The following is a 23749-nucleotide window of genomic DNA, read 5'->3' as shown; positions in this document are numbered from 1 at the left end:
AATCAAAAAGGCCGCCCAACCCGGACGGCCTTTCGTATATTAACCACTCTTCGACACACTAGTTTACCGTATTCTTCTGCCGAGTAACGGTCTTTGCACGCTCACTCTGCATTGCAAGCTGTTTAGCCTGTGGAAGAAGCTCAATAGCCTTAAGCAACTGAGTATCATATTCATTGAAAACCTGTGACGAGGTCTGCGTTCCAAATGCAGCGGTAACCAATTCCGTACGCAGAATACGTTCGACAAATTCCTTCTCACGATCGATCTGAGCCGCAGGGATCTTGTATTTTTCGACGGCAAACTCCTTGAACGAGGCAAAAACTGCATCGCTTATAGGATAGTCCGTCGGTTTGATGTCGTAATCAAAAGTGATCGGCTTGTCTACTTTATAATTCTCCAATCCTTTAACCTTGCCGACAACCAGGTCAAGCGTATAGGCAAATGCCGGTACAGCGATCTTTGCCTGGACGCGTGCACGCTCGTTGGTGATGGTCTGCGGCTTTATCGGAACATCCGGATTAATACCGCCGCCGCTGTATACTGATCGGCCAGTGTCAGTCTTGCTTTCGGATCCCTTGGGCTTCGCAGCCTCCTGATTCTCATCACGCAAACTGCCGCCTTCAGTGTAATAGTTGTAAAGCTCACCATTCGAATAATCTCTCTGGATCAGTCGTCCGGCCGGCGTTTCGTACTTAGCTATCGTTAGGAGCAGCATCGAACCGTACTCTAGTTGGAAAGGATTCTGAACAAGGCCCTTACCGAAGGTGTCCTCGCCAACGATCAATGCTCGGTCATGATCCTGCAACGCACCTGCCAGAATCTCTGACGCGGACGCCGTATTGCGATTAACAAGCATCACGATGGGCGAACGGTTCGGCGTGCGATTCACCGAGCGATAAGGCGGATCGGTCGCACCTTCCATTCGGCCTTTTTGTGAAAAGATAACCTGTCCTTCCGAAAGGAACGCATTTGCGACGCGATATGCCTGGCTTACAAGCCCGCCGCCGTTGTTGCGAAGGTCGATCACTAGCTGCTGCATACCGGCGGCAGTAAGTTGACGCATAGCCTGGACGAACTCATTGTAGGTCGTCTGGTTAAAACCACCATTCATGTTGATGTAACCGATACCCGGACGGATCATGTAGGCTTCGCTGATCGACGGCTGGGGCACCGCATCGCGGACGATATCGACCGTCTCGCGTTTACCGGTAGCCAGGCGTTCAACGACTATCTTGGCCGATGTTCCCTGAGGCCCGCGAAGGAATGTTCGAACTTCGCTAAATGGTTTGCCAAGCATCGAAGTTCCATTAACCTCGACGATCTTGTCACCATATCGGAGACCGCCACGGTGCGCCGGAGCTCCTTCGAAGGTAGCCTTGATATAGGTAGCAAGCACCTTTCCGTCCGGATCGCTCAGGTCGCCGATCGTTGCACCAATACCAAAATACCGCGAACTCTGATCTGTCTTGAACTGCTCGAACTCTTTAGCATCGAAATAATTCGAGTGCGGATCGAGTGAATGCAGCATTGAGTCGATCGATGATTTGAATACCTCGTTGTAATCGAGCGTCTTAGCTCCAACGTAATTAGACTGGATCACGGCGAGAGCTTCCTTGATATCGCTGTTAATTACGTCCGCGGTGACCGGTTTGGAACCAGCCTTCTTGGAGCCATCCGCCGCCCGTTCAGGTTGGGTCTTGGCAGTGGAGATCGGGCTCTGGGCAAACCCAAAGCTTGAAAGAGAAAGGACAAGTAAGAGAGCGAAAAGGCGTGTACTGCTTTGCTTCACAAGTGTTAAATCTCCCGGGGTAACCTTCTACTAGCCGAAATTCGTTGAGAAAAAGAATAACATCCCTTTGAGGAAAAAGCGACGGGTTTAGTTGCCCCCGAATACTAAATAAAAAAGACGGCTAACTTTTCTGGCTGATACAATTAGGTTAAACTTTTCGAGTCGCAAACCTCAGGAGCAACGTGCCCCGTTGTTTTGATACGAGCAAGGTTTACGGCCGGTTTCAGTCAAACCTAGATCCAAAATATTTCAGTGTCTCATTTACTCGAAGTTACAAATCTCAGAACTCAGTTTCCCACGCGGGCAGGCCTTGTAAAATCGGTCGATGGAGTTAGTTTTTCCATCGGTGAGGGCGAGCTTCTCGGGCTTGTGGGCGAATCAGGCTGCGGCAAATCGATCACGGCCCTCTCGATAATGCGTTTGATCTCAAAACCGGGCAAGATCACAAGCGGGTCGATCAAGTTCAAGGGAGAAGATCTAACGACTGCGACAGACGAGCGTTTGCGAGAGATCCGTGGGAATGACATTGCGATGATCTTCCAGGACCCGATGACCTCGCTGAATCCGGTTTTTACAGTCGGCGAGCAGATCGCCGAAGCCTTGCGGCTGCATCGAAAACTCGATAAGAAAAAGGCTTGGGAAGCCGCGATACAAGCGATGCGCGAGGTTTCTATTCCGTCACCCGAACGCCGGGTGAACGACTATCCGCATCAACTTTCGGGTGGTATGCGGCAGCGGGTTATGATCGCAATGGCGCTTGCGTGTGATCCAGATCTGCTGATCGCTGACGAACCGACAACGGCACTTGATGTCACGATCCAGGCTCAGATATTGGAATTGCTGAACGAACTACGCCGGTCGAGAAAGCTCGCTATCCTACTGATCACACACGATTTAGGGGTTGTCGCTGAGGTTGCGGACCGAGTTTGCGTTATGTACACCGGCAAGATCGTCGAGGAATCCGGTGTCAATGAACTGTTTGAAGATCCAAAGCATCCGTATACACGCGGCCTTTTGCGGTCAGTGCCCAAATTGACCGACGCGGGAACTGCCAAAGCGGTTAGACTGCAAACCATCGAGGGAACCGTTCCAAGCCCAACAAATCTGCCATTCGGCTGCCATTTCGCGCCTCGTTGCGAACAACGAATGGAGATCTGCGTCGAGGGCGAGATACCGCTTACCCCTCTGCCGAATGGGGTCAAGGTTCGTTGTGTTCTGCATGATGAGAAGCAGAAATTCAGTATTGCGCGTGAGCGAACATTGTCAGCTGACGCATAGAGTATAAAGATGACGGATAACGCCGCTAAAACTCGATCAAATGTACTTCTCGAGGTCCGGAACCTGGTGAAGCATTTTCCCGTCGAAAATAGCGACGACGTCGTGCAGGCCGTCGACAATGTCTCATTCGATATTATTGCGGGCGAGACCCTCGGATTAGTGGGCGAATCAGGCTGCGGGAAATCCACCGTCGGACGATGCCTGCTGAGGCTGCATGAGCCGACGAGCGGGGAAGTTCGGTTCGAAGGGCGTAATATCGTCGGGTTACCGAATAAAGAAATACAGGCTCTGCGTCGCGAGATGCAGATCATTTTTCAGGATCCTTATGCCAGCCTGAATCCGCGATTGAGCATCCGGTCGATAATCTCCGAGCCGCTTAAGATACACGGCATCGGCACAAAAGTCCAACAGAACGCAAAGGTCGAAGATCTGCTTGCCCGGGTCGGCCTTGATCCTAAATATGCGGATCGTTACCCGCATGAATTCTCGGGCGGTCAGCGTCAGAGATTGGGGATCGCAAGAGCACTTGCTCTCAATCCAAAACTCATAATCTGTGACGAACCTGTTTCGGCCCTCGATGTTTCGGTTCAGGCACAGGTCGTAAATCTCTTGCAGGACCTTCAGCAGGAATTTGGCTTGACCTATCTATTCATTTCGCACGGCCTAGCTGTCGTAGAGCATATTTCGGACCGGGTCGCGGTAATGTATCTCGGCAAGATCGTCGAGATATGTGATGCCGCCGAGCTTTACGAATCACCCATTCACCCATACACAAAAGCACTGCTTTCGGCAATACCGGTACCTGACCCTAAGATGAAAAGGGAAAGGATCGTACTGAAAGGAGATGTGCCTACGCCAATCAACCCGCCGTCAGGATGCAGGTTCCGAACACGATGCCCGATAGCGATCGAAGAATGCTCAACGGTTGACCCAGAACTGCGGGAGCTAGCCCCCGGGCATTTTGCTGCCTGCATTCGAGCTGATGGCTATGGATCCCCGCACACGAAAAGTGAAACAATCGGAAACCTTCCGGCGTAATTTGTTTTTGTAGTACTTAATCCAACTTATTTCGAGGAAATTATGAATCGTTTTGCTGGAATCGTCGTTGCTGCGCTCGGTCTTATTCTTGCGGTGCTGAGCATCGCAAAAGTTGTGCCCGGAGCTACTGGGGCGGGAGTTTTTCTTATCCTATGCGGCGGTTTGATCATCGGTCTGAGCTTTATCAGCAAACCGGAAACTGATGGTACCGAGCGGATGTCGACCGCCAGCAGCCTGGTAAATATCTTTTTCTCTCCGGGTGAGGTTTTCGGCAATTTTCGGCGACATCCCAGGTTTCTAGTCGCATTGTTGATAATGGTCATTTTGTCGGCCAGTTACTCGCTTCTTTTCGCTAACAGGCTCGGTGCGGAACGCATTGCCAATTTCACGATCGACAAGACACTGGAGATGTCCTTCATTGCAAACAATGAAGAAGCAAGAAAACAAGTAGAAAGTGGACGTGCTCAGGCAATCCTTGATGCTCAGAGTAAGTTGCAGCGGGTGATCCAACTACCGGCTGCGTTCGCCGGTTTTACGGTAATATCCGCGATCCTGGCTGCGGTATTCCTACTGTTTGCTCTGGCAATGGGAGGAAAGATGAATTTCTGGCAGGCATACTCGGTGGTGATCTATGCCTGGTTTCCAGTAAGCGTACTACGTTTTGTACTGAATACAATTGTTCTCTACATCAAAGATCCGACAGACATCCACCCGATCCTCGGCCAACAAACCCTGATCCAGGACAGTCTTAATTTCCTTGTTTCGTCTGCTGAGCATCCTGTTATCTACACATTGCTGGGGTCGTTCAGCCTGCTGATGTTCTATTGGGTCGCACTGAATGCTATCGGACTAAAAAATGCGGGAGAAAAGGTAACCGGAACGATCGCCTGGACGGCGAGCATTTCGATATTTGTAGTCCTACTACTCTTCGGCCTGGGAATGGCGATAGCGTTCCCTAGCTTCATCAGCTAATCATCGAACCAATCAAATGAAAGGGCGTACGGGCAGAATTGCATCGGACGCCCTTTGACCTTGTAGGGGTTTGCTATTCATACCGCAAAGATTCGATCGGGTCGAGACGGGCTGCCTTCCATGCCGGAAACAGCCCAAAAATTACGCCGATACCAACGCTGGCACAAAATCCGGCGATCGGAGCCCACAGCGGAACATACGACGGCAGGAACAATCTAACGAGTAACGTCAGGAGCCAGCCTATGATGAGCCCAATGAGTCCGCCAAGGCCGGTTAGTGAGGCGGCCTCGATAAGAAATTGCTGAAGAATATCGGCATTTCGGGCACCGAGAGCTTTTCGTACGCCGATCTCTCTGGTTCGTTCGGTTACGGAAACAAGCATTATGTTCATCACACCGATTCCGCCGATCATCAATCCGATCGAAGAAACGACCACCATGGCAAGGGCAACTCCGGCCGTGATCGATTGAAACTGATCGATGATGCTGTCGGCTGTTGCCAGAGCGAAGTTGTTTGGCTCACCGTAAGGAACCTTGCGACGAATGCGAAGTAAATCCTCAACTTGGTCCTGGGCCTGGCTTAAACGTCCCTCTTTTGCGATCGCCATTATATTCACATCCGCTGAACCTGGTTTCATTCTGCTCGCTGATTCAAACGGCACATAGATCACATTGCTCTGATCTGAGCGGCCTCCGCCACCGCCTAGAAACTGTTCCTTTTTCTCAAGTACGCCGATCACTCTAAAAGGCCTGCCAGCGATCTCGATCTTTTGATCAAGAGGCGAGTCGCTTGGGAAAAATGTCTCCCTGACACTGTTACCGATTAGACAGACATCGATCTTTAATTCATTTTCGGGTTGCGTGAACCATCGACCTTCAACGATCTCCTCCGTACCTGCTTCAGCTATCTCAGGAAGGGTTCCCACGATATTGATATTTGACGATTGGACGCCCTGAGCGGAAACGATCGTCTCGCCGCCCATCGGCCCGCTGGAGACATTTAGCTGCGGCACAGCCGTTTCCAGCTCCGAAAGAGATCGAAGTGCCATTGCATCGTCTAAAGTCAGATTTGGCCTCGTCCTTTCGTCCTGCGTCGGGCGGGCCGTCCGCGGACCGGGCGTCGTCTTATAGATAAACACGGATCGTGTACCGAACGATTTGACCTGATCTTCAACTGCGACCTCGATCCCGCTGATGATGGATGAAATGAGCATTACGGTCACAACACCAATGACAACGCCGAGAATTGTGAGTGCGGAGCGGAGTTTATTACCGCGCAGCGTGTCCCACGCCATCTTGAAATTCTCGATGAATTTGGAGGTTGTGGGTTTCATACTATTCAAATCTCATCGCCTCGATCGGATGTAGACGGGCGGCTTTCCGAGCCGGAAAGAGGCCGGCGAGAATTCCCACTGCACCGGAAACGCCGATGGATACAACGACCGACCATAGTGGGATCTTTGTTGGAAAAACAAGCCGCGTGATCACCATGCCGATGATGTATGCGAGAACGAGTCCGATCACGCCTCCGATGACGGATAGTACTGCGGATTCGATCAGAAACTGGCGTAAAATATCTTTTTGGCGAGCCCCAACTGCCTTCCGAATGCCAATTTCTTTGGTCCTCTCCGTCACGGCAACAAGCATGATGTTCATGATCACGATCGCACCGACAACCAAGGCTATCGCCGGAACTACAAGGATCGCGATCGAGATGCTTCCAAAGATACTTTGGCGAACGCCGCTGATCGCCTCAGGAGTGCTGATACCGAAATTGTCTTTTTCGTCGGCAGCTAATTTCCGTTTTATCCTTAGCAGCACACGGACTTCGTCAACCGCGAGATCCATACTCGTTGAACCAGCCGGCGTCCCGACAAAGGATGGGGCACGGCTAAACTTGATCCCGCCAAACGCGGTCGCAAAGGTTTTCAGTGGTAAGAGGACGAAATTATCTTGTGATTGGCCGAACACGCTCCCTTTCGCAACCTGAACGCCTATTATCTTGTACGGAATACCCGCAATGTAGATCTCGCTGCCGACCGCATCGCCTCGCGGGAATAGCGTGGTTTGAATATCTGCACCGATAAACGCAACCCGAAGGCCGTTATCATCGTCAACGTCCAAAAAATAGCGCCCCTCTGCCACATTTACCTGCTCGATCTCACCAACGATAGGTTCGACGCCAGTAATTGATATGTCCGAGAGGATCTCTTCTTTAAACCGGATCTCACGCTGAACGCCGCTTGCCTTTGCTCCGATCATTCCAACTAAACGAGCGTTTCTGCGGATAAACTCAAGTTCATCAAGATCGAGTTCCTTGTTGCGCCGGCGGGCAGCTGCCATCGCATCACTGTTCCCAAAATCCGCGAAACTGAAACGTGAGATTGTAAATGAATTTGACCCAATGCCAGCGATCTTTTCGTCAACGTATGTGTTGAATCCCTGTAGGAGCGAAAGCACGACCATGAAGGCCGTCATCCCAATGATCATACCGAGGAGAGTTAGGAATGAGCGCAGCGGATGAGCCCAAACTTCGGTAAGGGCCAGCTTAACCGTATCCGCGACACGCATGCCCATGATCTCACCGCCTGTAGACAGAGTAGCGTGAAATATTTCACATGTCTGTGATGTCTAGCACACTTGGAAGTTAAAATCGGAGACCGCAAAGCGGAATTATTCGTATCGGAGCGACTCGATCGGGTCGAGCCGAGCTGCCTTCCAGGCAGGAAATAGTCCGAATATGAGCCCGATGCCCACACTCGCACCGAAACCGGCAATGGGAGCCCAGAGCGGCACATAGGAAGGGAAGAAGATACGTACCAGGAAAGTGAGTCCCCAGCCGATCAGAAGGCCGACAATGCCGCCAAAACCGGTCAAGGTGGCGGCCTCAATGAGGAATTGAAGCAAAATATCACTCTGCTTTGCACCGATGGCCTTTCGAATGCCGATCTCGCGGGTTCGTTCGGTAACCGACACGAGCATGATATTCATCACACCGATACCACCGATCATCAAACCGACCGAAGAGATAACCACCATGGCCAGAAAGACGCCGCCCGTGATCGCCGAAAACTGATCGATAAGGCTGGCTGCGGTCTCCATTGCGAAGTTATTCTTGTCCCCAAATTTAACCTGCCGCCGAGTTCTCAGAAGGTCCTGAATATCATCTTTCGCCTTTTCTAACTGGCCTTCGCGAGCAACCGCAAGGATAAACAGATCGTCCGCATTCGGCTTGAGCTTCAACGCCGAATTCATCGGCATATAGATGATATTTGTCTGGTCATTATTACCGCCGCCGCCGCCGAAAAGTTGTTCCTTCTTTTCGAGCAGCCCAATAATGCGGTATTCCTGCGATCCGATCTCGATCGTTTGGCCTAACGGGGATTCGTAAGGAAAATAGGCTTCTTTCACGAAATTGCCGATCACGCAGACGTTTGCCTTCGCTTCATTTTCCGCGTCTGAGAACCACCGCCCATCGACGAGCACTTCGGAGCTTGTTTTTTCCACTGCCGGGAGCGTTCCATTTAGCTGGACGGATGTAGAAGTTTTTCCGTTCTTGCCGGTTACGTTGATCTTTTGACCAAAGAAATTATTCGAAATATCGAGAAACGGAACAGCGACTTCGATCGTTTTCAGATTAGCGATCTCGGCGGCATCATCCATCGTGAGCGGCTTGCGCATTCGCTCCTCTCGGGTCGGCTGGCTTGTTCTGATGCCGATGTCCATTTTGTAGAGAAAGATCGACCGTGTACCAAATGACTCGATCTCCTTCTCGACAGCGACATTGATTCCGCTAATGATCGAGGAGATAAGCATCACAGTGATCACACCGACGACGACACCGACGATCGTAAGAAACGAGCGCAGCTTATTGCTTCGCAGCGTATCAAACGCCATCTTAAAATTCTCGTAAAATGAACCGACTAAAAAATTCATTTTGGATCAATCCGCCCTTAGAGCCTCAATTGGGTCAAGCCGTGCGGCTTTCCATGCTGGAAACAGGCCAGCCAGTATTCCGACGCCGCCTGATACAAGAATTGCGAAAACGGCCGACCAGATCGGAATCCGTGTTTGAAAAACAAACGCAGTGATAATTATCCCTAGAAGTTCAGCGATTATCAGGCCAATAGTGCCCCCGATCGCCGAAAGTGTCGCCGATTCCATCAGAAACTGCTTAAGAATGTCGGCTTGCCGTGCCCCGAGGCTTTTGCGGATGCCGATCTCTTTCGTTCGCTCGGTAACTGAAACCAGCATGATATTCATGATCACGATCGCACCGACCACAAGAGCGATCGTCGGAACGGCAATGATCACAATAAAGGTCGGTCCCAAAATGCGGTCACGAATGCCCGTGATCGCATCCGGAGTTAAGATCCCAAAAGTGTCCTTTTCTCCAAATGGGATCTTTCGCTTGATACGCATCAGAGTACGAACCTCTTCGACCGCATCATTGAATGTCTTTTCGTTTTTCGCAGTGATGACAAAATACGGTGCCCGGTTATTTCTAAGGCCGCCAAATGCACTGCCGAAAGTCTTGATCGGAAGCGTCACGAAATTATCCTGAGGCTGGCCAAAAACGGTTCCTTTTGCCGTCTGAACACCGATGATCTTATACGGTATGCCCGATATCGTAATTTCCTGCCCGAGAGCACCGCCTTGCGGAAATAGCTTCTTCGAAACATCCATTCCGATGTAGGCCACGCGAGCAGCATTGTCATTCTCGGGCGGCGAAAAATAGCGGCCTTCAGCGATGTCCAGTTTATCGATCTCTGCGATGATCGGCTCCGCTCCGGAGATCTGGACACTGCTGAGAGATTCCTTGCCGCGTTTGACGTCTCTCGACATGTTGCCAGCCTTGGCACCGATCTTGTCGATCAACTGTGCCCGCTCGCGGATGAAATCGCGTTCTTCGAAGGTGAGTTCCTTGTTCCGGCGCTGTGCCGCTGCGATCGTATCGGTGTCCTTAAAATCATCAAAACTAAAGCGGCGCAGAGTGAAAGAATTAGAGCCAATACCGGCTATCTTTTCGTCAACGTAAGAATTAAACCCCTGCAGAAGCGAAAGCACGACCATGAACGCCGTGACGCCGATGATCATGCCGAGCAGCGTTAGAAACGACCTCAACTTATGTGCCCAAATCGCTGAAAATGCTAGTTTTATTGTCTCGGAAAAATTCATCTATATCAGCCGATCCGTCAAGAAGTTAAATACGTTGCTATCTCGAAAGAGTTTAACAAAAATCCTCTATTATTTCGTCCTCCGAACAAATAGTTTCCAAAGCGACGCCAAGTGGGCAAAAAGCACGATCGGCACGACGATCGTGGGCAGCAATGAGTATGGGAATGTCAGGACCGCTCGATTCGGCTGGTCAAACGCAATTTGCTGGATCGGCGAAGGCACGGAAAGTGCCGCGATCGATACCACGGTCAATAACAATGCAAGTCCGATAAAATTGAAAGCAACGAGGATGGCCTTATTCACAGTATTCCCTCGGAAGGCCGTCAGGTAAACGAGCAGTGAGAGGATTCCGGTCAAGATGTCATAGTTCCATCTTGCAAAAGTCATTTCTCGAGGGACCATGGAACCTAAAAAAAGCCAGTAGAGCACAAACTCGACCGGAATTCGAACAACATGAACGAGTGTCAACAACTCTAACGGGAGCTTTTCAACAAAGGTGGGTCGAAAAAAGAGCAGAAACGTGAGATTCAAAACCAAGCCCGGCAGAATGCCAAAAACAAAAAGCCTTGGCGGCAGGGTATCCGTATTCTCATAAAAGCCGCCGATCGACAGGACAGATTGAAAAATGATCCAAAGCGGAAGGAGGAAAAGGAGAACCTTAGATGGCAATGCCTGCAGACCAACGGATTTGGCGGCCTGGAGCAAAAACCAGACCGCAGCGAATGCCGTCACAAGAAATACTACTGAAACATATCGAGGAACGCCATCCATTACCTGATGCGTTCGTCTTTCTCGATCTCACCGTCGCGGATCGTGATCACGCGATGCGCACGTTCGGCGATCTCGGGCTCATGGGTAACGAGAATGATCGTATTGCCATCTTCGTGAAGCTTTTCGAACAAATGCATGATCTCGACGCTCGTCTTAGAATCGAGAGCTCCCGTAGGTTCGTCAGCAAGCAAAATTGACGGGTTATTCACTAACGCCCGAGCGATCGCAACACGCTGTCGCTGGCCACCAGAAAGTTCATTCGGCCGGTGCATCACGCGATCTCCAAGTTCAACTGCTGTCAGGGAGGCGAGAGCCTGATCGTGTCGTTCCGCCGTTCTCATACCTGCGTATATCAGCGGAAGCTCAACATTGTGCAACGCCGTAGCACGGGCGAGAAGATTGAAAGTCTGGAAAACAAAGCCGATCTCTTTGTTTCGGATGCGCGCCAGTTCGTCATCTGTCATATCGGAGACCAGATTGCCGTTGATCCAGTATTCACCTTTTGACGGGGAGTCGAGGCAGCCGATCAGGTTCATCAATGTCGACTTACCCGAGCCGGAAGGCCCGATGATCGCAACGTATTCGTTTCGTTTAACTTCGAAGGACACATCCTTGAGAGCATGAAGCTCTTCGTTACCCATCTGGTACGTTTTCCAGATGTGTCGCATACTTATCAAAGCTTCGCCCGGGCCTTCGATCTTCGAGGCAGACGAACCGCCATTTCCGTTTTCTTCGTCCATAAATCGGTACATGATTGGACCGCAGGCATCATGCCTGCGTATACATAAAGCTCAAACTTGAGCCGTAGTTGCGAACAATTGGGAACGCAGGCAGGATGCCTGCGTTCCGGCTAGGTCTTCGCCGCGGCTTCACCCTCTTTCTTGACGGCTTTTTTAACGACTGTGCCTTCTTTAAGTGTATTTAGAACCCTGCTTGGCCCCGTTATCACTTCGTCGCCTTCCTTGAGGCCGGTTAGGATCTGCCGATCAGATTCGCCGATGATGCCGGTCGTCACCTCGACAAACTTGGCCTTCGTTCCATCGAGAACGTAGACGCCGGTTATCATTTTTGGTTTTTCACCGCCCGCCGCAGGCTGCGGGGCGTCGCCCTGGATGGTCGGAGACGCTTGAGCGTCAGGTTTCTTTTCAATAACTGCCTGCAGCGGTATCGCGATCACATCATTAACTACTTTGGTCGTTATCTCAGCCGTTGCACTCATACCCGGGCGAAGGCCTTCCTGAATTTCCTTTGGAAGGTCCCGCATCTGGATAACGACGCGAAATTCTTTAGCTTCCTGGACGTTGATATTCACCGAAAGACCGCCGCTCGTCTGTGATTTACCTACAGCAAGCGGAGTTTTCTGAATGACCTCACCCGCGATCTCCTTGTCTCCGAATGCATCGACCTTGATCTTTGCCTTTTGGCCAACTTCAACCTTATCGATCGAGGTTTCATCGACTTTTACTTCGACATTGATCTGGGACATGTCGGCGATGGTCAATAGTGCGGTTGTCGAAAGGCCAGCGACGGCGAAGGTACCAACCTTCGACGGGATCTCAGCGATCACGCCGTTGATCGGAGCGACCTGAAGCGTTTTATCACGCTGGTTACGCTGTCCGCGAAGCTGAGCGGCTGACTGATTGGCTCGTGATTGGCTAGACGCAACATTGAGGTTGGCAGTATCAACACCGCGTTTGGCATCGCGAACCAAAACCTGCTGCTGGGCAAGCCGTGTTTGTACATCTCTTACGCTGATCTGACGGGAATTGAGGTTAGACTTTGCATTATTAAGCGATGCTTTCGCGTTTTCAACGCGGTCTTTAGCTGAATCGTATTCAGACCTCGCAATAACGCCGCTCTCAAGGAGCTGCTGATTTCGAAGAAGCTCGCGATTCGCGGCATTAACCTCGACCTGGGCTCTGTCGACATCGGCCTGAGCCGCTACGATCGCCTGACGTGCAGAGTCGATCGCAACCTGAGCGACGTTATACTGCTGCTGGGCTGAGGCATAGTTGTTCTGGGCTGCCGTCACCTGCGACTGAGAAACACGAACTTCATCCTGCGAGGCTTGAAATGCAGCCAACTGGGCGTCCGTATTCGACTGAAGCTGATTGGGATCGAGTCGGACGAGCGGCTGCCCTTTGATCACCTGGTCGCCTTCCTTAACATAGATCTCCTCGATACGGCCCTGAACCTCACTTGTAAGGTTCATGAACTGTATCGGCCGCACTTCTCCGGAAGATGTGACGGTCGACCTAAGCTCTTTCCTGGTTTCTACCTTAACAACCGTAACTTCCGGTGTATCCTTACGCGTGGCGAAGATGCTGCCGATGATCACGGCTGCGATCAATAAAACGGCAACAACGCCAACGATGATCTTGGTTTTACGGCTCAATGCCATAGATGAATGTTCCTCTCAAAAAATTAAGTCTCTAAACCTTAGAGTATAGCTAAATGTGCCTGTGGATGTCGTATCAAGCGGGTATTACGACGAGATTTTTCTCATTGTTTCAAAAAAGTGCGGGCATGTAAGACAATTGCAACAGTGGCAGGAACCATCATTAAAGGTTTGACGTAAAATTCAGGTAGAATTAGGATTTACGTACAACTTACGACGATGTAAAATTATGGCTTGTTTACACCTCGCCGCAAAAGACTTAGCGAGTAAAGAAAATCATGATCAGATGCTCAGCATGCCAAACGGCAAATCTTGATACGTCCCGTTTCTGCGATGAGTGCGGAAGCAGGTTGATCGCTTCGCCTCCCGTCGAAGAAACACCTCAGCCGGCATATGTTCCACCGCCATCGGCGAGTTCTTTTTCGCGGCCGGTCAGCGTTACCTCGCTGGGCGTGCCCCCGGTCGCCTTCGAGCCCGAACCGGCGACGCCTCTGTCGCACGTGAAAAACGTTAACTCAGGATCGGCTCACGCTTCACTTATGATCGAACGTGGTGATGGGCCGGGAACCGAGTTCCGTCTCGTCAGTGACGAATCGACGATCGGACGCTGGGATGCGGACAACGGGATATTCCCTGATGTCGATCTCGATGCTCATGACTCAGATGCTAAAGTTTCTCGGCGCCACGCTCGGATCATCCGCAATAATGGCGGCTACTTTATTGAAGATCTGGGTTCTACCAATGGCACGTATGTTAATAGGGGACGCCGGCTGTTGCCGGGAAACGCCCAACTATTGAACGACGGCGACGAAGTCATAGTCGGAAAAACCTTTTTAAGATTTAAAATCATCGACTAGGTTAGAGCTAGATACCAAAGAGACAAAAATGCCCCTCTGTCATAATTGCGATTTCGAAGTCGCCGAAAATACTGGCTTTTGTCCGATGTGCGGCGTCGCACAAAAATCTGACGCGCCGATCGACATCAGCGGACATGTATCGGCTTTCAGTGATCCTGACGAGCTGATGGCAAAGATGTTCGATGAAAACGCCGAGGAAGTGAGTTCCGAGTCGGATAAGGTAGTTCCTGCCGAAGAACGGATCGAATTAGACGAGACACCGGAAGAATTGAGCCACCAAGACGAAAATCCCGAACTGGAAATTAGGGAAGAACAACTTGTGGCGGTGTCTGAAGAACCCGAGCATCCCGCGGAATTGGAGAATTTTATTGAACTTCCGGCGGATCGGCCTTCGATGGGTACTGAACCTGAGGAAGGCCCAGAAAATGCCGAGGCAGTAGTAAATGCTGAGAACAGCGCCGAAGATGCCTCTTTTGAAGCCGATCTTGAGGATGAACAACAACCAAAGGTCAGCACAAATGATTTCGCGGTGCCAGCCTCCGAGAGTTTAGAAACGGAGCTATCCGGTTCCGATCTCGGCCAGACGGAACAACCGCTTGGTAGTATCACAACCGACGGCAAGCGTGGCGCGCTAAAGCCTCTGGCCGAGGGAACGCTCCTAAATTCGCGGTATAAGATCGTCCGAAAGATCGGCGGCGGCGGGATGGGAGCAGTATATCTTGCCTGCGATCAAAACCTTGGCGGAATTGAAAGAGCCGTAAAGGAAATGGTGCAGTCAAGTATCGAGGAAGAGCAGCAAAATAAGGCTGTTGAGGATTTTAAGCGCGAATCAACGATCCTCTCGACACTAGACCATCCGTCTATTCCGACGATCTACGATTACTTTTTCGACAACCTTGAGGGCCGATTCTACCTGGTGATGAAGTACATCTCCGGCGGCGATCTTGCGGCCCGGCTTCGCTCGACTCCGGGCGGACGGATCGATGAACGTACGGTTACAGAATGGGCGATCCAGGTGGCAGACGTTCTGTCTTATCTTCACAACCTTCCGACTACCATCGTTTACCGCGACCTGAAGCCATCGAATATCATGCTCGACGGCACTACCGGCAAGGTAATGCTAATTGACTTTGGAATTGCCCGTTCCATCAATCAACAAGAAAAGGGCGTTACAGCCGTTGGTACCATGGGCTACGCGCCGCCTGAGCTATTCTCGGGGCAGGTTGAGCCCCGATCGGACATTTACAGTCTAGGATCGACCATGTTCCATCTGCTGACGGGAGCTGATCCACAGAATAATCCGCTTCTGATATTCGACTTTCAAAAGAATCCGCGGCCTCGGCAGATCAACCCGCAGCTTTCTGATCAGATGGAGCGGATTCTGATGCGTTCGGTCGAGTACAGTGCGGAACACCGCTTTCCCTCGGCGGATGCGATGCGCCGGTCGCTGGCTGAACACCTGGACCACCTGAGGAGCGGGCAAATCACTTTTGGGGTCTCTGAGGCTCCGATGGCAGTCAGCCTTGAGAATCAAACCGTATTTTGCGGGTTTTGCGGCCAGCGGATAGTTGCAACGGACATGTTCTGCGCTTTTTGCGGTGCGAAGCAGCCGATCGGCCAGCAAGGAGTGCACGCTGAGATCTATCCGAGAACGGGCGTTACGGCAAAGCTACTCATTGACGGTACGAGTGAACTAGACACGCCCGTATTTTCGCTCGAAAAAAACGAAAACCTGCTCGGCCGACGCGATCCGCAATCCAATATTTTTCCTGAGGTCGATCTTTCCAAGTTTGATCCGCAAACCAAGATATCCCGGCGTCACGCCCGCATCTGGCGCGAGGGCGGAGGATTCATGGTAGAAGACCTTGGTTCGTCGAATGGAACGATACTCGTAGCAGGATTGAGCGATTCCGTTCGATTACAGCCGCGACAACCGCACCCGCTCACCAGCGGCGACCGTCTGCGGTTAGGAGACACCACATTACATTTTTTGATGAGTTAGGATAGTCACTTTTACCTTATGGCCTCAGCCGTCCAGAAAGCACTAGCTGCAAACCCGTCAGATGCTGAAAAGTTAGTTGACTTTTCTCCTGAGACTCTTCGTGCACCATTCGCCCTGCGCTGTGCTTCTCTGAGTATCGATTATATTATTCTTCTTATTTTTCCGGCTGGCTGGCTCACGTTTGGAAAACTCTTCGGCGAAGGAAACACCGCTGCCCTGGGAACTTCGATCTGGGTGGTTGGAATAGCTTTTTTTGTCGCTAACTTTCTTCTCCTTCCTTTCTTTCGCGGCCAGTCCATAGGGAAAATGCTTACGGGCATCACCATTGTGAACGCAAACGGAACCGATCTCAGTTTTGGGAGGTTGCTGATCAGAAACACGATCGGTTATCTGATAACCCTCTTAACGGGGGGCCTTGGTTTTGTGATCTCGGCTCTTAACGCTAGCGGAAGAACGCTTCACGATCTTCTCTCCGGAACGATCGTCGTGCACGGACGTAAAAAACAGCTCTAAGTAAAGGATATGGCCCATTTAGTCGTCAAACACGCCAACGGTAGTTCAGATAAATTCCCGATCTCGCGCCTTCGTACAACCATCGGACGTTCGGCAAGAGCCGATCTCTGCATCGCGGACGCGTTCGCATCGCGTCTACATGCCGAAGTCAGGCAGGAAGGAGATAATTTTTGGCTAGTCGACCTTGGTTCCGCCAACGGAACACGGCTCAACGGAACGCCGGTAACGACCACGTTGCCTCTTGTCTCCGGCGGAGAGATCCAGATCGGAGAGACGCGCATCGAATTCGAAAGCGATGCCCGTCCGCCGGTTAGCTTCAGCTCGACACTGATCTCAGACGGAACGCAGGCGCTGGATCCTTCGAACACTATCTCGTTCATGGGGCGGCGAAACCCAACAACTGAGATCCTTGACTCGTCAATGTCGAGCCGCAATGACCTGCTTGGATTGATCAGCAAGGTCGGTATCGCTCTTTTATCGTCAAGTGGCCTTGATGACACCCTGAATCAGGTTGCTACGCTAGTTTTCGAAGCAGTGCCCGCCGAACGAGTCGTTATAATGCTTCGCGATGAAAAGAACGCCGATGAAATGATCATCAAGGTTGCTCGCAATCGCGGCAGCGACACGAAGATCGGCGAAGTTCGTGTGAGCCGGGCGATCATGAGCGAGGTTGTTGAGAACGGTAAATCTGTCCTGACATCCGACGCCCAACAAGATCCTAGATTTGCAAGCCAAACGATCATATTGCAAGGAATACGGTCGGTTCTTGCGGTGCCGATGTGCGTGGACGAACGCCATGTGTTCGGCATCATCTATGCCGATAGCCCGACGAGCCAGTCGACATTTACCAGCGACCATCTTAATATTCTGACCACGCTTGCCTCAGTTGCATCGATCCGTGTCGAGAACGCGAGCCTCATCGACGAACGCATCAACCGCGAGCGCATGGAAAGGGAACTTGAACTCGCGACCGAGATCCAACAGCGTTTCCAGCCGGACGGGCCTCCAACGGTCGAGGGATATGACTTTCAAGGGATATCCTTCTCATGCTATGAGATCGGTGGGGATTATTACGATTTTATTCCGCGACACGACGGCACAATGCTCGTTGCGCTCGGTGACGTTTCTGGAAAGGGCACGTCCGCGTCATTACTGATGTCGAGCCTTCACGCGGCGATCCATGCCCAGGTTGCCGCCAAAACCCCGCTTGCCGAGCTCGTAACTGCGGTCAATGTTTATCTCGCCAACAATACACCTGCCAACAGGTTCATCACGCTCTTCGTTGCAGAACTAGACCCGGCAACAGGCGTGCTCAATTATATCAATGCCGGCCATAACCCACCGTTGATCGGCAGAGCAGACGGAACGCTTGAATTGGTCCAATCCGGCGGTCTCCCGCTCGGCCTGATGGATTTTGCAGAATACGAAACAGGCAGAGCTCAACTCCATTCCGGCGACGTTCTGTTCATCTACAGCGACGGTGTTTCGGAAGCTAACAACCTCAACGAAGACGAATTTGGCATGGAACGGCTGCAAAATGTCATTAGCACTAATGTAGGCCGCTCGGCGAGTGGGATCAGGGATAAAGTAGAGGCAGCTCTCTCCGAGTTCACCGGAACGGCCGCTCCGAACGATGACATTACCTTGGTGATCGTTAAGAGACTTTGATCTGAGGCTGCTTTGCTAACGAACAATGAGAGTTTGCCCTTCATGTGACAATACTTATCATGATGACGATCTGAACTACTGTTTGATGTGTGGAACCGCGGTAGTTGATGGCGCGGTTCAACCAACTGTTGCGATCTCAGGCGGAACAGAAGCCACGGTTGCTATGAACGCTCAGGCGACCATGGTGGAGCCAAAGCGACACGGGCCTTGGTTTTGGATCGGGGTTACCGTTGCCTGCATTGCAAGTGTAACTGGTGCCACGTTCGGCGCTTTCTTTCTCTATTTCCTGTTCATTTCGGATCCGAACGAGCCACGGAGATCGAATCGTAACGGAAAGATCACGACCACAAACAAAGAAAAGCTAAAGCCTACCCCCACGCCGATCCCATCTCCATCTCCCAACGAAAGCGTTTTAGAGGACCCAGCAAAAGTTGACGAGGTTGCATCGATAACTTGGGAAACCACGGCCCTGGATCTCAAGCGAGCCAAAGACGAAAAGTGCACCATCTTGTGTCCCGTTTACGGAGCGGCATCCGCTGTCTTCGGTTCCGACACATATGCGGCTAACTCGTCCGTCTGTACGGCTGCGGTACACGCCGGCCTGATAGACTTTGAAGACGGAGGCGAGGTAACAATAAAGTTCCGGCCCGGCCTTCCGAATTACGTTACGACCACACGTAACGGCGTAACCTCAAATATGTTTGGCAGCGAAGATCTCAGTTTTATTTTTGTAGATACCGACGATTGAGCAGTCATCAACAACGAGAATATAAACCGTAATGACACGGTTAAAACTTGTTGACCCTTTAGTCGGAATGGCGTAATATCTTAGATGGCGTCCTTCTCGCCTCCCCGCCATGCCGATAAAATCTAAGAAAGTAAGCCTCATATTTTTCGTTACTGTCACACTTCTGCTTGTCGGACTGGCTCCGCTGGTGCTGACGGGTTGGCTGCTTTCTGACAAGAGTGGACGTGAACTAAGGTCTGCCGAAAATCGCTATCAGATCCAGCTCGTACAGGAAAAAGCCCGCCAGATCGAAATGTTCGGTCAGCGGTTCAGTTCAGTTGTCGGCAGCCTCACCAATGGGTTAGAGCTCGCCAATACAACTACCGCTATTGCTTCAGCTCAAACCGAACGCACATTAGGCACACTTTTACGAGAGAACCCCGATCTTCTTGCACTCTACGTGAAGGCGGTGAACGAAGAATCCCTCACAGTATTTCGTGCGGAGTTTATGAATCGCGGAGAAGTGGAGGCGATATCAGAAGCTGCCTCGGAAATGCTCGGAAAAGGCCGTATCAAGATCGGCGATCCCAAAAAGCTCGGCTCCGGACAATTCGTGATGTCGTTCACATCCAAAGTCAATATCAACGGCTCAGAAGCGGCAAAGATCGTTGCAATAGCTTCGCTGCAGCCGGTTTCACAGGGGCGAATCGGGCCTGCAGATACAGTCAGCCCTCGTTCCTTTTTCCGCTACGTATAACGGCAAAACAAGCGAAATGATCGGAGCATATTCGACGGCGCATTTAGCGGATGGATACAACGTCGGTGTAATTGCGATGCAGGATGAGAAACGTGCGTTAGCATCGGTCGGTGAGATGCGGACACAAGCCTGGCTTATCAGCATGGCATTCGCCGTTCTTGCCCTTATTGTCGGGTTCATCGGTGCGAGATTTATGACCTCGCCGCTGCTTCGAATGGTGAATGCTGCAAAGCAGATCGCAGCGGGCGATTTTACGACGCGTGTTGAAACGAACAGCATTACCGAAATAGGAACCCTCGGCGAGACGTTCAACCTGATGACCGACAAAGTCGAGGAACAGATCGTAAAGCTGGCGAAAGCCGCTGAAGAGAACCGCGACCTCTTTGTCGGAACAGTCAAGGCTCTTGCTGCCGCGATCGACGGAAAAGATAAGTATACCCGTGGCCATTCGGAGCGCGTCTCCCGGATCTCGGTTGCGATCGGAAAACGGCTGGGAATGGGAGATGAAGAACTCGAGACCCTGAGGATCAGTGCCCTTCTTCATGACATCGGAAAGATCGCTGTAGACGATTCGATCCTGAAAAAGCCAGCCGCATTGACCGACGAAGAATTCGAGATCATGAAGACACACCCGATGAAGGGTTACAAGATCATGTCGCAGATCCCGGCCATGAAGGATTTCCTGCCGGGAATGGTGATGCACCACGAGATGGTCAATGGAAAAGGTTATCCGCATGGATTGACCGGTGACCAGATTCCCCTGCAGGCGAAGATCGTTTCGGTCGCGGACACTTTCGACGCGATGACAATCGACCGGCCATATTCGAAGGGAATGGAACTGCAGCCGGCTTTGGAGCGGCTTCGTAGCTTTGTTGGGACACGTTATCAATCGGACGTCGTCGAGGCGTTAGTTGAGGCTTGCAATGCGGGAGAGGTAGCTAACGGAATTGTCCGGCAAATGGCGGCCATTCGTGCGGCCACGTCAGAGGATGTAACAAAGGTACCAGTTAAACTGGTCGCGTGATCGGCTATGGAGACGGAATCAACCCAGGAAATATGGCATGTCGAGGCAAACGGCGAGGTCTTTGAAACACACTTTGCCCAAATGACAGAATGGATAGCCGAAGGCTCTCTGCTCAGGATCGACCGCGTCCGAAAGGGTGACCTTCGCTGGATCGAGGCGGGTAAGGTGCCTTCGCTGGTTGCGTTTTTCAACGCAAAAGACAACGGCCAGCCAATTAGCCCGCCTGTGGTTACGACAACAAAACTAGGCCCGTCCGTGCTTCCCGGGTCGCCCTCTAATCCTTCGAATTCTGCACCGGTAATTAGTTCTTCCATTTCAGGTCAAACAGTTTCTGATCCATCAGCAGAGCCAGTGTGCTGTATGCACGCGGATCTGCCGGCTGTATTTTTTTGTGAGACTTGCTGCAATCAATTCTGTCGCTCCTGCCCGAATTCGTACGGCGGAAATGTAAAGATCTGCCCGTTCTGCGGAGCAATGTGCCGAAAGATCGAAACGACCGAGGCCAAACCCCTCAAAGTTTATTACCCGCCGGTGGGCAAATTCGGATTCGGAGATTTTACAGAGGCACTCGCCTATCCGTTCAAGTTCAAAGCAAGCCTGATCATGGGCGCGATCATGTTCATGTTCCTGTCGATCGGGCAATCGGTTGTTTCGTTCGGCGGGATATTCATGATGTGGGAGCGATCGTTAGCTTCATGCTCGCCAACACATTGACCTTTGGAATACTTGCAAACACGGTTGAGAATTTTTCTCAGGGAAAGATAGGTGAGAATTTCATGCCTTCGTTTGACAACTTTTCCCTTTGGGAAGACGTCGTTCATCCTTTCTTTTTGATGATCGGAGTTTATATCTCGTCGTTCGGCCCGCTTATAGCTCTAGGGATCGTAGCGTTTTTTCTGATCGTCGCTCCAATTCAGAAGGAGATCAATGCAAGTCAAGTTGAGGCAATGAGGGCTATGAGTCCGGGTTTGCCATATGCTGCAAACGCAGTGAAGCAAAGTGAAAAAGTTCGAGAGATCGTAAGCAAAAATGCAGAGCAGCAGCGTCGACGTGTTGAAGCCATCGAATCGGGAATCGAACCAGACGAGGATTTTCCACAGAGAACGGTCGCGGACGAGGCCGATGAATTCAACGAAAAGAAATTCGAAGAACTTCAGCAAATGATCCAGGAATCTCGCAAGGCGCAGCTCGAATCTGCTATCGGAAAATCTCCCGAAACGGTCGCGAATGAAAGAGCAGAAATGATAAAACAGGTCATCAGCAAAGGGATATTGCTTCTCTAGCCGGTGGACTGTGCTTGCTTTGGGGGTTGTTTTATTTCCCGGCTGCATCTGCTGTAGCGGGTTATACCAGATCGTTTGGGGCAACGCTCAACCCGGCAGTGGGTCTAGACACAATTCGCAGGCTCGGGTTTGACTACGTCAAGATCCTGGCATTCGGACTTCTGCTCGCGATCGCATCAGGTATGGTGGGAGGCGTTATTGGCGCTATTTTATCGCCATTTGATCTTCCGCGGGTCGGCAATTTACCAGCCACGGCGATCGGCAGCCTATTCGGATTCTACTTTTCTGTCGTATTTTCCTGCGTGATCGGCTTCGCCCTTTATAAGAACGCCGAACGGCTAAAGCTTTTCCGTTGACCAGACACTCCAGCATTGAAAAATATCGCACGTTGTTCAGCGTGCGATATTTTTTTATACTCTTTAGTTTGCGGCCGTGTCTGCGAGGCAAATTATATGGCGTTCTTTTGGCGTAGAAATAAAGAAGACAAGTTCTCAAGCTCCGTTCTCGGTCTCGATAAATCCGTCGAAGAGCTAAAGGCTCGTGAAGAAGCGGTCGAACGCGAATTGAGCGTACGCTTTTCAAAAGCGATCGAAAAGACGCGGCATTCGATCAACAACCGGCTCGATACAATCTTCGAGGGCCGGAAACAGATCGATGAGGCTTTCCTCGAAGAACTGGAAGAAATGCTGATATCGACGGATATCGGCGTCGCGACAACCATGCAGATCCTCGACAGCATTCGCCGTGGCGTATCGCGCCAGGAGATCGGCGATCTCGACGCTCTTAAGAGGGAAATGAGGAAGGAATTGCTCGGCATTCTTCATCATTCAACCGAGCGCGGTGTCGCGGACGAGCGAACGATTGACCCGTCAATAAAGCCGTATGTTCTGATGGTAGTCGGCGTTAATGGTGTCGGAAAAACAACCACGATCGGTAAACTCGCCCAACGGATAAAGGACGAGGGCAACGAAGTTCTGATCTGTGCAGCCGATACTTTTCGTGCTGCGGCGAGCGACCAACTTGAGATCTGGGCTGATCGTGCCGGGGTGCAAATCGTTCAGCAGAAGCAGGGAACCGATCCGGCTGCTGTCTTATTTGACGCTCTCGCCGCAGCGAAAGCACGCAATTCCGATGTGCTTATCGTTGACACTGCCGGCCGGCTTCATAACAAAGCGAATTTAATGGCCGAGCTAGAGAAGATGAAGCGTATTTCCTCACGTGAAGTGCCGGGAGCTCCGCACGAAACGCTCTTGGTGATCGATGCCGTGACCGGCCAAAATGGCCTCGAACAAGCACGGCAGTTTATGAAAACTGCGGATGTCACAGGCATTGTCCTTACCAAACTGGATGGAACCGCAAAAGGCGGCATCGCTGTCGCGATCGCTAAGGAATTGAATCTCCCGATCCGATATGTGGGGATCGGAGAGCAAGTCAATGACCTGATGGTTTTCGATCCAGAAAGTTATGTGAACGGCTTGTTCAACTAACCTCGCCA

Annotated in this window: 22 protein-coding genes; 14 read left to right on the top strand and 8 right to left on the bottom strand. The window is 51.3% G+C overall.

The window, feature by feature from the left end; translation table 11 throughout:
- Nucleotides 1-58: 58 nt before the first annotated feature.
- Nucleotides 59-1789 carry a S41 family peptidase gene (locus IPG22_21165; protein ID MBK6590791.1) on the bottom strand — a complete coding sequence of 577 codons (1731 nt, stop codon included), beginning with the start codon at nucleotides 1787-1789 and terminating at the stop codon, nucleotides 59-61.
- A gap of 252 nt (nucleotides 1790-2041) precedes the next feature.
- On the opposite strand from IPG22_21165, the gene IPG22_21160 reads away from it, so the two are divergent.
- Genes IPG22_21160 through IPG22_21150 form a run of 3 tightly spaced genes read left to right on the top strand, consistent with a single transcriptional unit; the run spans nucleotide 2042 to nucleotide 5077 of the window.
- Nucleotides 2042-3067 (top strand): ABC transporter ATP-binding protein, encoded by a 1026-nt coding sequence (locus IPG22_21160; GenBank protein ID MBK6590790.1) that lies wholly within the window; start codon nucleotides 2042-2044, stop codon nucleotides 3065-3067.
- A gap of 9 nt (nucleotides 3068-3076) precedes the next feature.
- On the top strand, nucleotides 3077-4105 hold the full coding sequence (locus IPG22_21155) for a dipeptide ABC transporter ATP-binding protein (GenBank protein MBK6590789.1): 1029 nt from the start codon (nucleotides 3077-3079) through the stop codon (nucleotides 4103-4105).
- Nucleotides 4106-4147: 42 nt separating this feature from the next.
- A complete protein-coding gene (locus tag IPG22_21150) occupies nucleotides 4148-5077 on the top strand; it encodes a YIP1 family protein (protein MBK6590788.1) in 930 nt (309 codons plus the stop codon).
- 73 nt (nucleotides 5078-5150) lie between these two features.
- On the opposite strand, the gene IPG22_21145 is transcribed toward IPG22_21150, so the two are convergent.
- From IPG22_21145 to IPG22_21115, 7 genes are all read right to left on the bottom strand, one after another.
- A complete protein-coding gene (locus IPG22_21145; GenBank protein MBK6590787.1) occupies nucleotides 5151-6410 on the bottom strand; it encodes an ABC transporter permease in 1260 nt (419 codons plus the stop codon).
- Nucleotide 6411: 1 nt separating this feature from the next.
- Entirely contained in the window at nucleotides 6412-7653 is a 1242-nt protein-coding gene (locus IPG22_21140) for an ABC transporter permease (GenBank protein MBK6590786.1), read from the bottom strand.
- 96 nt (nucleotides 7654-7749) lie between these two features.
- A complete protein-coding gene (locus IPG22_21135) occupies nucleotides 7750-9012 on the bottom strand; it encodes an ABC transporter permease (GenBank protein MBK6590785.1) in 1263 nt (420 codons plus the stop codon).
- Nucleotides 9013-9018: 6 nt separating this feature from the next.
- Nucleotides 9019-10254 (bottom strand): ABC transporter permease, encoded by a 1236-nt coding sequence (locus tag IPG22_21130; protein ID MBK6590784.1) that lies wholly within the window; start codon nucleotides 10252-10254, stop codon nucleotides 9019-9021.
- A gap of 69 nt (nucleotides 10255-10323) precedes the next feature.
- Nucleotides 10324-11025 carry a hypothetical protein gene (locus IPG22_21125; protein MBK6590783.1) on the bottom strand — a complete coding sequence of 234 codons (702 nt, stop codon included), beginning with the start codon at nucleotides 11023-11025 and terminating at the stop codon, nucleotides 10324-10326.
- Nucleotides 11025-11702: an ABC transporter ATP-binding protein gene (locus IPG22_21120; protein ID MBK6590782.1), complete on the bottom strand. Its 678-nt coding sequence runs from the start codon at nucleotides 11700-11702 to the stop codon at nucleotides 11025-11027. Before IPG22_21120 ends, IPG22_21125 begins: the two co-directional genes overlap by 1 nt.
- Before the next feature lie 173 nt (nucleotides 11703-11875).
- Nucleotides 11876-13426, bottom strand: coding sequence for an efflux RND transporter periplasmic adaptor subunit (locus tag IPG22_21115; protein ID MBK6590781.1), 1551 nt, complete (start codon nucleotides 13424-13426; stop codon nucleotides 11876-11878).
- A gap of 536 nt (nucleotides 13427-13962) precedes the next feature.
- On the opposite strand from IPG22_21115, the gene IPG22_21110 reads away from it, so the two are divergent.
- From IPG22_21110 to ftsY, 11 genes are all read left to right on the top strand, one after another.
- Nucleotides 13963-14280 (top strand): FHA domain-containing protein, encoded by a 318-nt coding sequence (locus tag IPG22_21110; GenBank protein MBK6590780.1) that lies wholly within the window; start codon nucleotides 13963-13965, stop codon nucleotides 14278-14280.
- A gap of 28 nt (nucleotides 14281-14308) precedes the next feature.
- A complete protein-coding gene (locus tag IPG22_21105; GenBank protein ID MBK6590779.1) occupies nucleotides 14309-16282 on the top strand; it encodes a protein kinase in 1974 nt (657 codons plus the stop codon).
- 18 nt (nucleotides 16283-16300) lie between these two features.
- Nucleotides 16301-16795: an RDD family protein gene (locus tag IPG22_21100; GenBank protein ID MBK6590778.1), complete on the top strand. Its 495-nt coding sequence runs from the start codon at nucleotides 16301-16303 to the stop codon at nucleotides 16793-16795.
- Nucleotides 16796-16804: 9 nt separating this feature from the next.
- Entirely contained in the window at nucleotides 16805-18463 is a 1659-nt protein-coding gene (locus IPG22_21095; GenBank protein ID MBK6590777.1) for a SpoIIE family protein phosphatase, read from the top strand.
- A gap of 25 nt (nucleotides 18464-18488) precedes the next feature.
- Complete coding sequence (locus tag IPG22_21090; protein ID MBK6590776.1) at nucleotides 18489-19211, top strand: hypothetical protein; 723 nt, start codon at nucleotides 18489-18491, stop codon at nucleotides 19209-19211.
- Nucleotides 19212-19320: 109 nt separating this feature from the next.
- On the top strand, nucleotides 19321-19947 hold the full coding sequence (locus IPG22_21085; protein ID MBK6590775.1) for a hypothetical protein: 627 nt from the start codon (nucleotides 19321-19323) through the stop codon (nucleotides 19945-19947).
- A 16-nt stretch (nucleotides 19948-19963) separates the two neighbouring features.
- Complete coding sequence (locus tag IPG22_21080) at nucleotides 19964-20971, top strand: HD domain-containing protein (GenBank protein MBK6590774.1); 1008 nt, start codon at nucleotides 19964-19966, stop codon at nucleotides 20969-20971.
- 6 nt (nucleotides 20972-20977) lie between these two features.
- Entirely contained in the window at nucleotides 20978-21685 is a 708-nt protein-coding gene (locus IPG22_21075; protein MBK6590773.1) for a B-box zinc finger protein, read from the top strand.
- Nucleotides 21646-22254 (top strand): hypothetical protein, encoded by a 609-nt coding sequence (locus IPG22_21070; GenBank protein MBK6590772.1) that lies wholly within the window; start codon nucleotides 21646-21648, stop codon nucleotides 22252-22254. The genes IPG22_21075 and IPG22_21070 overlap by 40 nt, the downstream gene beginning before the upstream one ends.
- Before the next feature lie 14 nt (nucleotides 22255-22268).
- Nucleotides 22269-22610 (top strand): hypothetical protein, encoded by a 342-nt coding sequence (locus IPG22_21065; protein MBK6590771.1) that lies wholly within the window; start codon nucleotides 22269-22271, stop codon nucleotides 22608-22610.
- A 96-nt stretch (nucleotides 22611-22706) separates the two neighbouring features.
- Complete coding sequence (ftsY, locus tag IPG22_21060; protein ID MBK6590770.1) at nucleotides 22707-23741, top strand: signal recognition particle-docking protein FtsY; 1035 nt, start codon at nucleotides 22707-22709, stop codon at nucleotides 23739-23741.
- Nucleotides 23742-23749 lie beyond the last annotated feature (8 nt).

The sequence above is a fragment of the Acidobacteriota bacterium genome, from assembly GCA_016703965.1.
In the GTDB taxonomy this organism is placed as follows: Bacteria; Acidobacteriota; Blastocatellia; order Pyrinomonadales; family Pyrinomonadaceae; genus OLB17.
This window is presented reverse-complemented; position numbering and strand designations above follow the sequence as displayed.

Bases quoted from the DNA above. Each gene is read 5' to 3' on its own strand.
- IPG22_21155 (MBK6590789.1), top strand. From the start codon at position 3,077: ATGACGGATAACGCCGCTAAAACTCGATCAAATGTACTTCTCGAGGTC.
- IPG22_21150 (MBK6590788.1), top strand. From the start codon at position 4,148: ATGAATCGTTTTGCTGGAATCGTCGTTGCTGCGCTCGGTCTTATTCTT.
- IPG22_21145 (MBK6590787.1), bottom strand. From the start codon at position 6,410: ATGAAACCCACAACCTCCAAATTCATCGAGAATTTCAAGATGGCGTGG.
- IPG22_21140 (MBK6590786.1), bottom strand. From the start codon at position 7,653: ATGGGCATGCGTGTCGCGGATACGGTTAAGCTGGCCCTTACCGAAGTT.
- IPG22_21135 (MBK6590785.1), bottom strand. From the start codon at position 9,012: ATGAATTTTTTAGTCGGTTCATTTTACGAGAATTTTAAGATGGCGTTT.
- IPG22_21130 (MBK6590784.1), bottom strand. From the start codon at position 10,254: ATGAATTTTTCCGAGACAATAAAACTAGCATTTTCAGCGATTTGGGCA.
- IPG22_21125 (MBK6590783.1), bottom strand. From the start codon at position 11,025: ATGGATGGCGTTCCTCGATATGTTTCAGTAGTATTTCTTGTGACGGCA.
- IPG22_21115 (MBK6590781.1), bottom strand. From the start codon at position 13,426: ATGGCATTGAGCCGTAAAACCAAGATCATCGTTGGCGTTGTTGCCGTT.
- IPG22_21110 (MBK6590780.1), top strand. From the start codon at position 13,963: ATGATCGAACGTGGTGATGGGCCGGGAACCGAGTTCCGTCTCGTCAGT.
- IPG22_21105 (MBK6590779.1), top strand. From the start codon at position 14,309: ATGCCCCTCTGTCATAATTGCGATTTCGAAGTCGCCGAAAATACTGGC.
- IPG22_21100 (MBK6590778.1), top strand. From the start codon at position 16,301: ATGGCCTCAGCCGTCCAGAAAGCACTAGCTGCAAACCCGTCAGATGCT.
- IPG22_21095 (MBK6590777.1), top strand. From the start codon at position 16,805: ATGGCCCATTTAGTCGTCAAACACGCCAACGGTAGTTCAGATAAATTC.
- IPG22_21090 (MBK6590776.1), top strand. From the start codon at position 18,489: ATGAGAGTTTGCCCTTCATGTGACAATACTTATCATGATGACGATCTG.
- IPG22_21085 (MBK6590775.1), top strand. From the start codon at position 19,321: ATGCCGATAAAATCTAAGAAAGTAAGCCTCATATTTTTCGTTACTGTC.
- IPG22_21080 (MBK6590774.1), top strand. From the start codon at position 19,964: ATGATCGGAGCATATTCGACGGCGCATTTAGCGGATGGATACAACGTC.
- IPG22_21075 (MBK6590773.1), top strand. From the start codon at position 20,978: ATGGAGACGGAATCAACCCAGGAAATATGGCATGTCGAGGCAAACGGC.
- ftsY (MBK6590770.1), top strand. From the start codon at position 22,707: ATGGCGTTCTTTTGGCGTAGAAATAAAGAAGACAAGTTCTCAAGCTCC.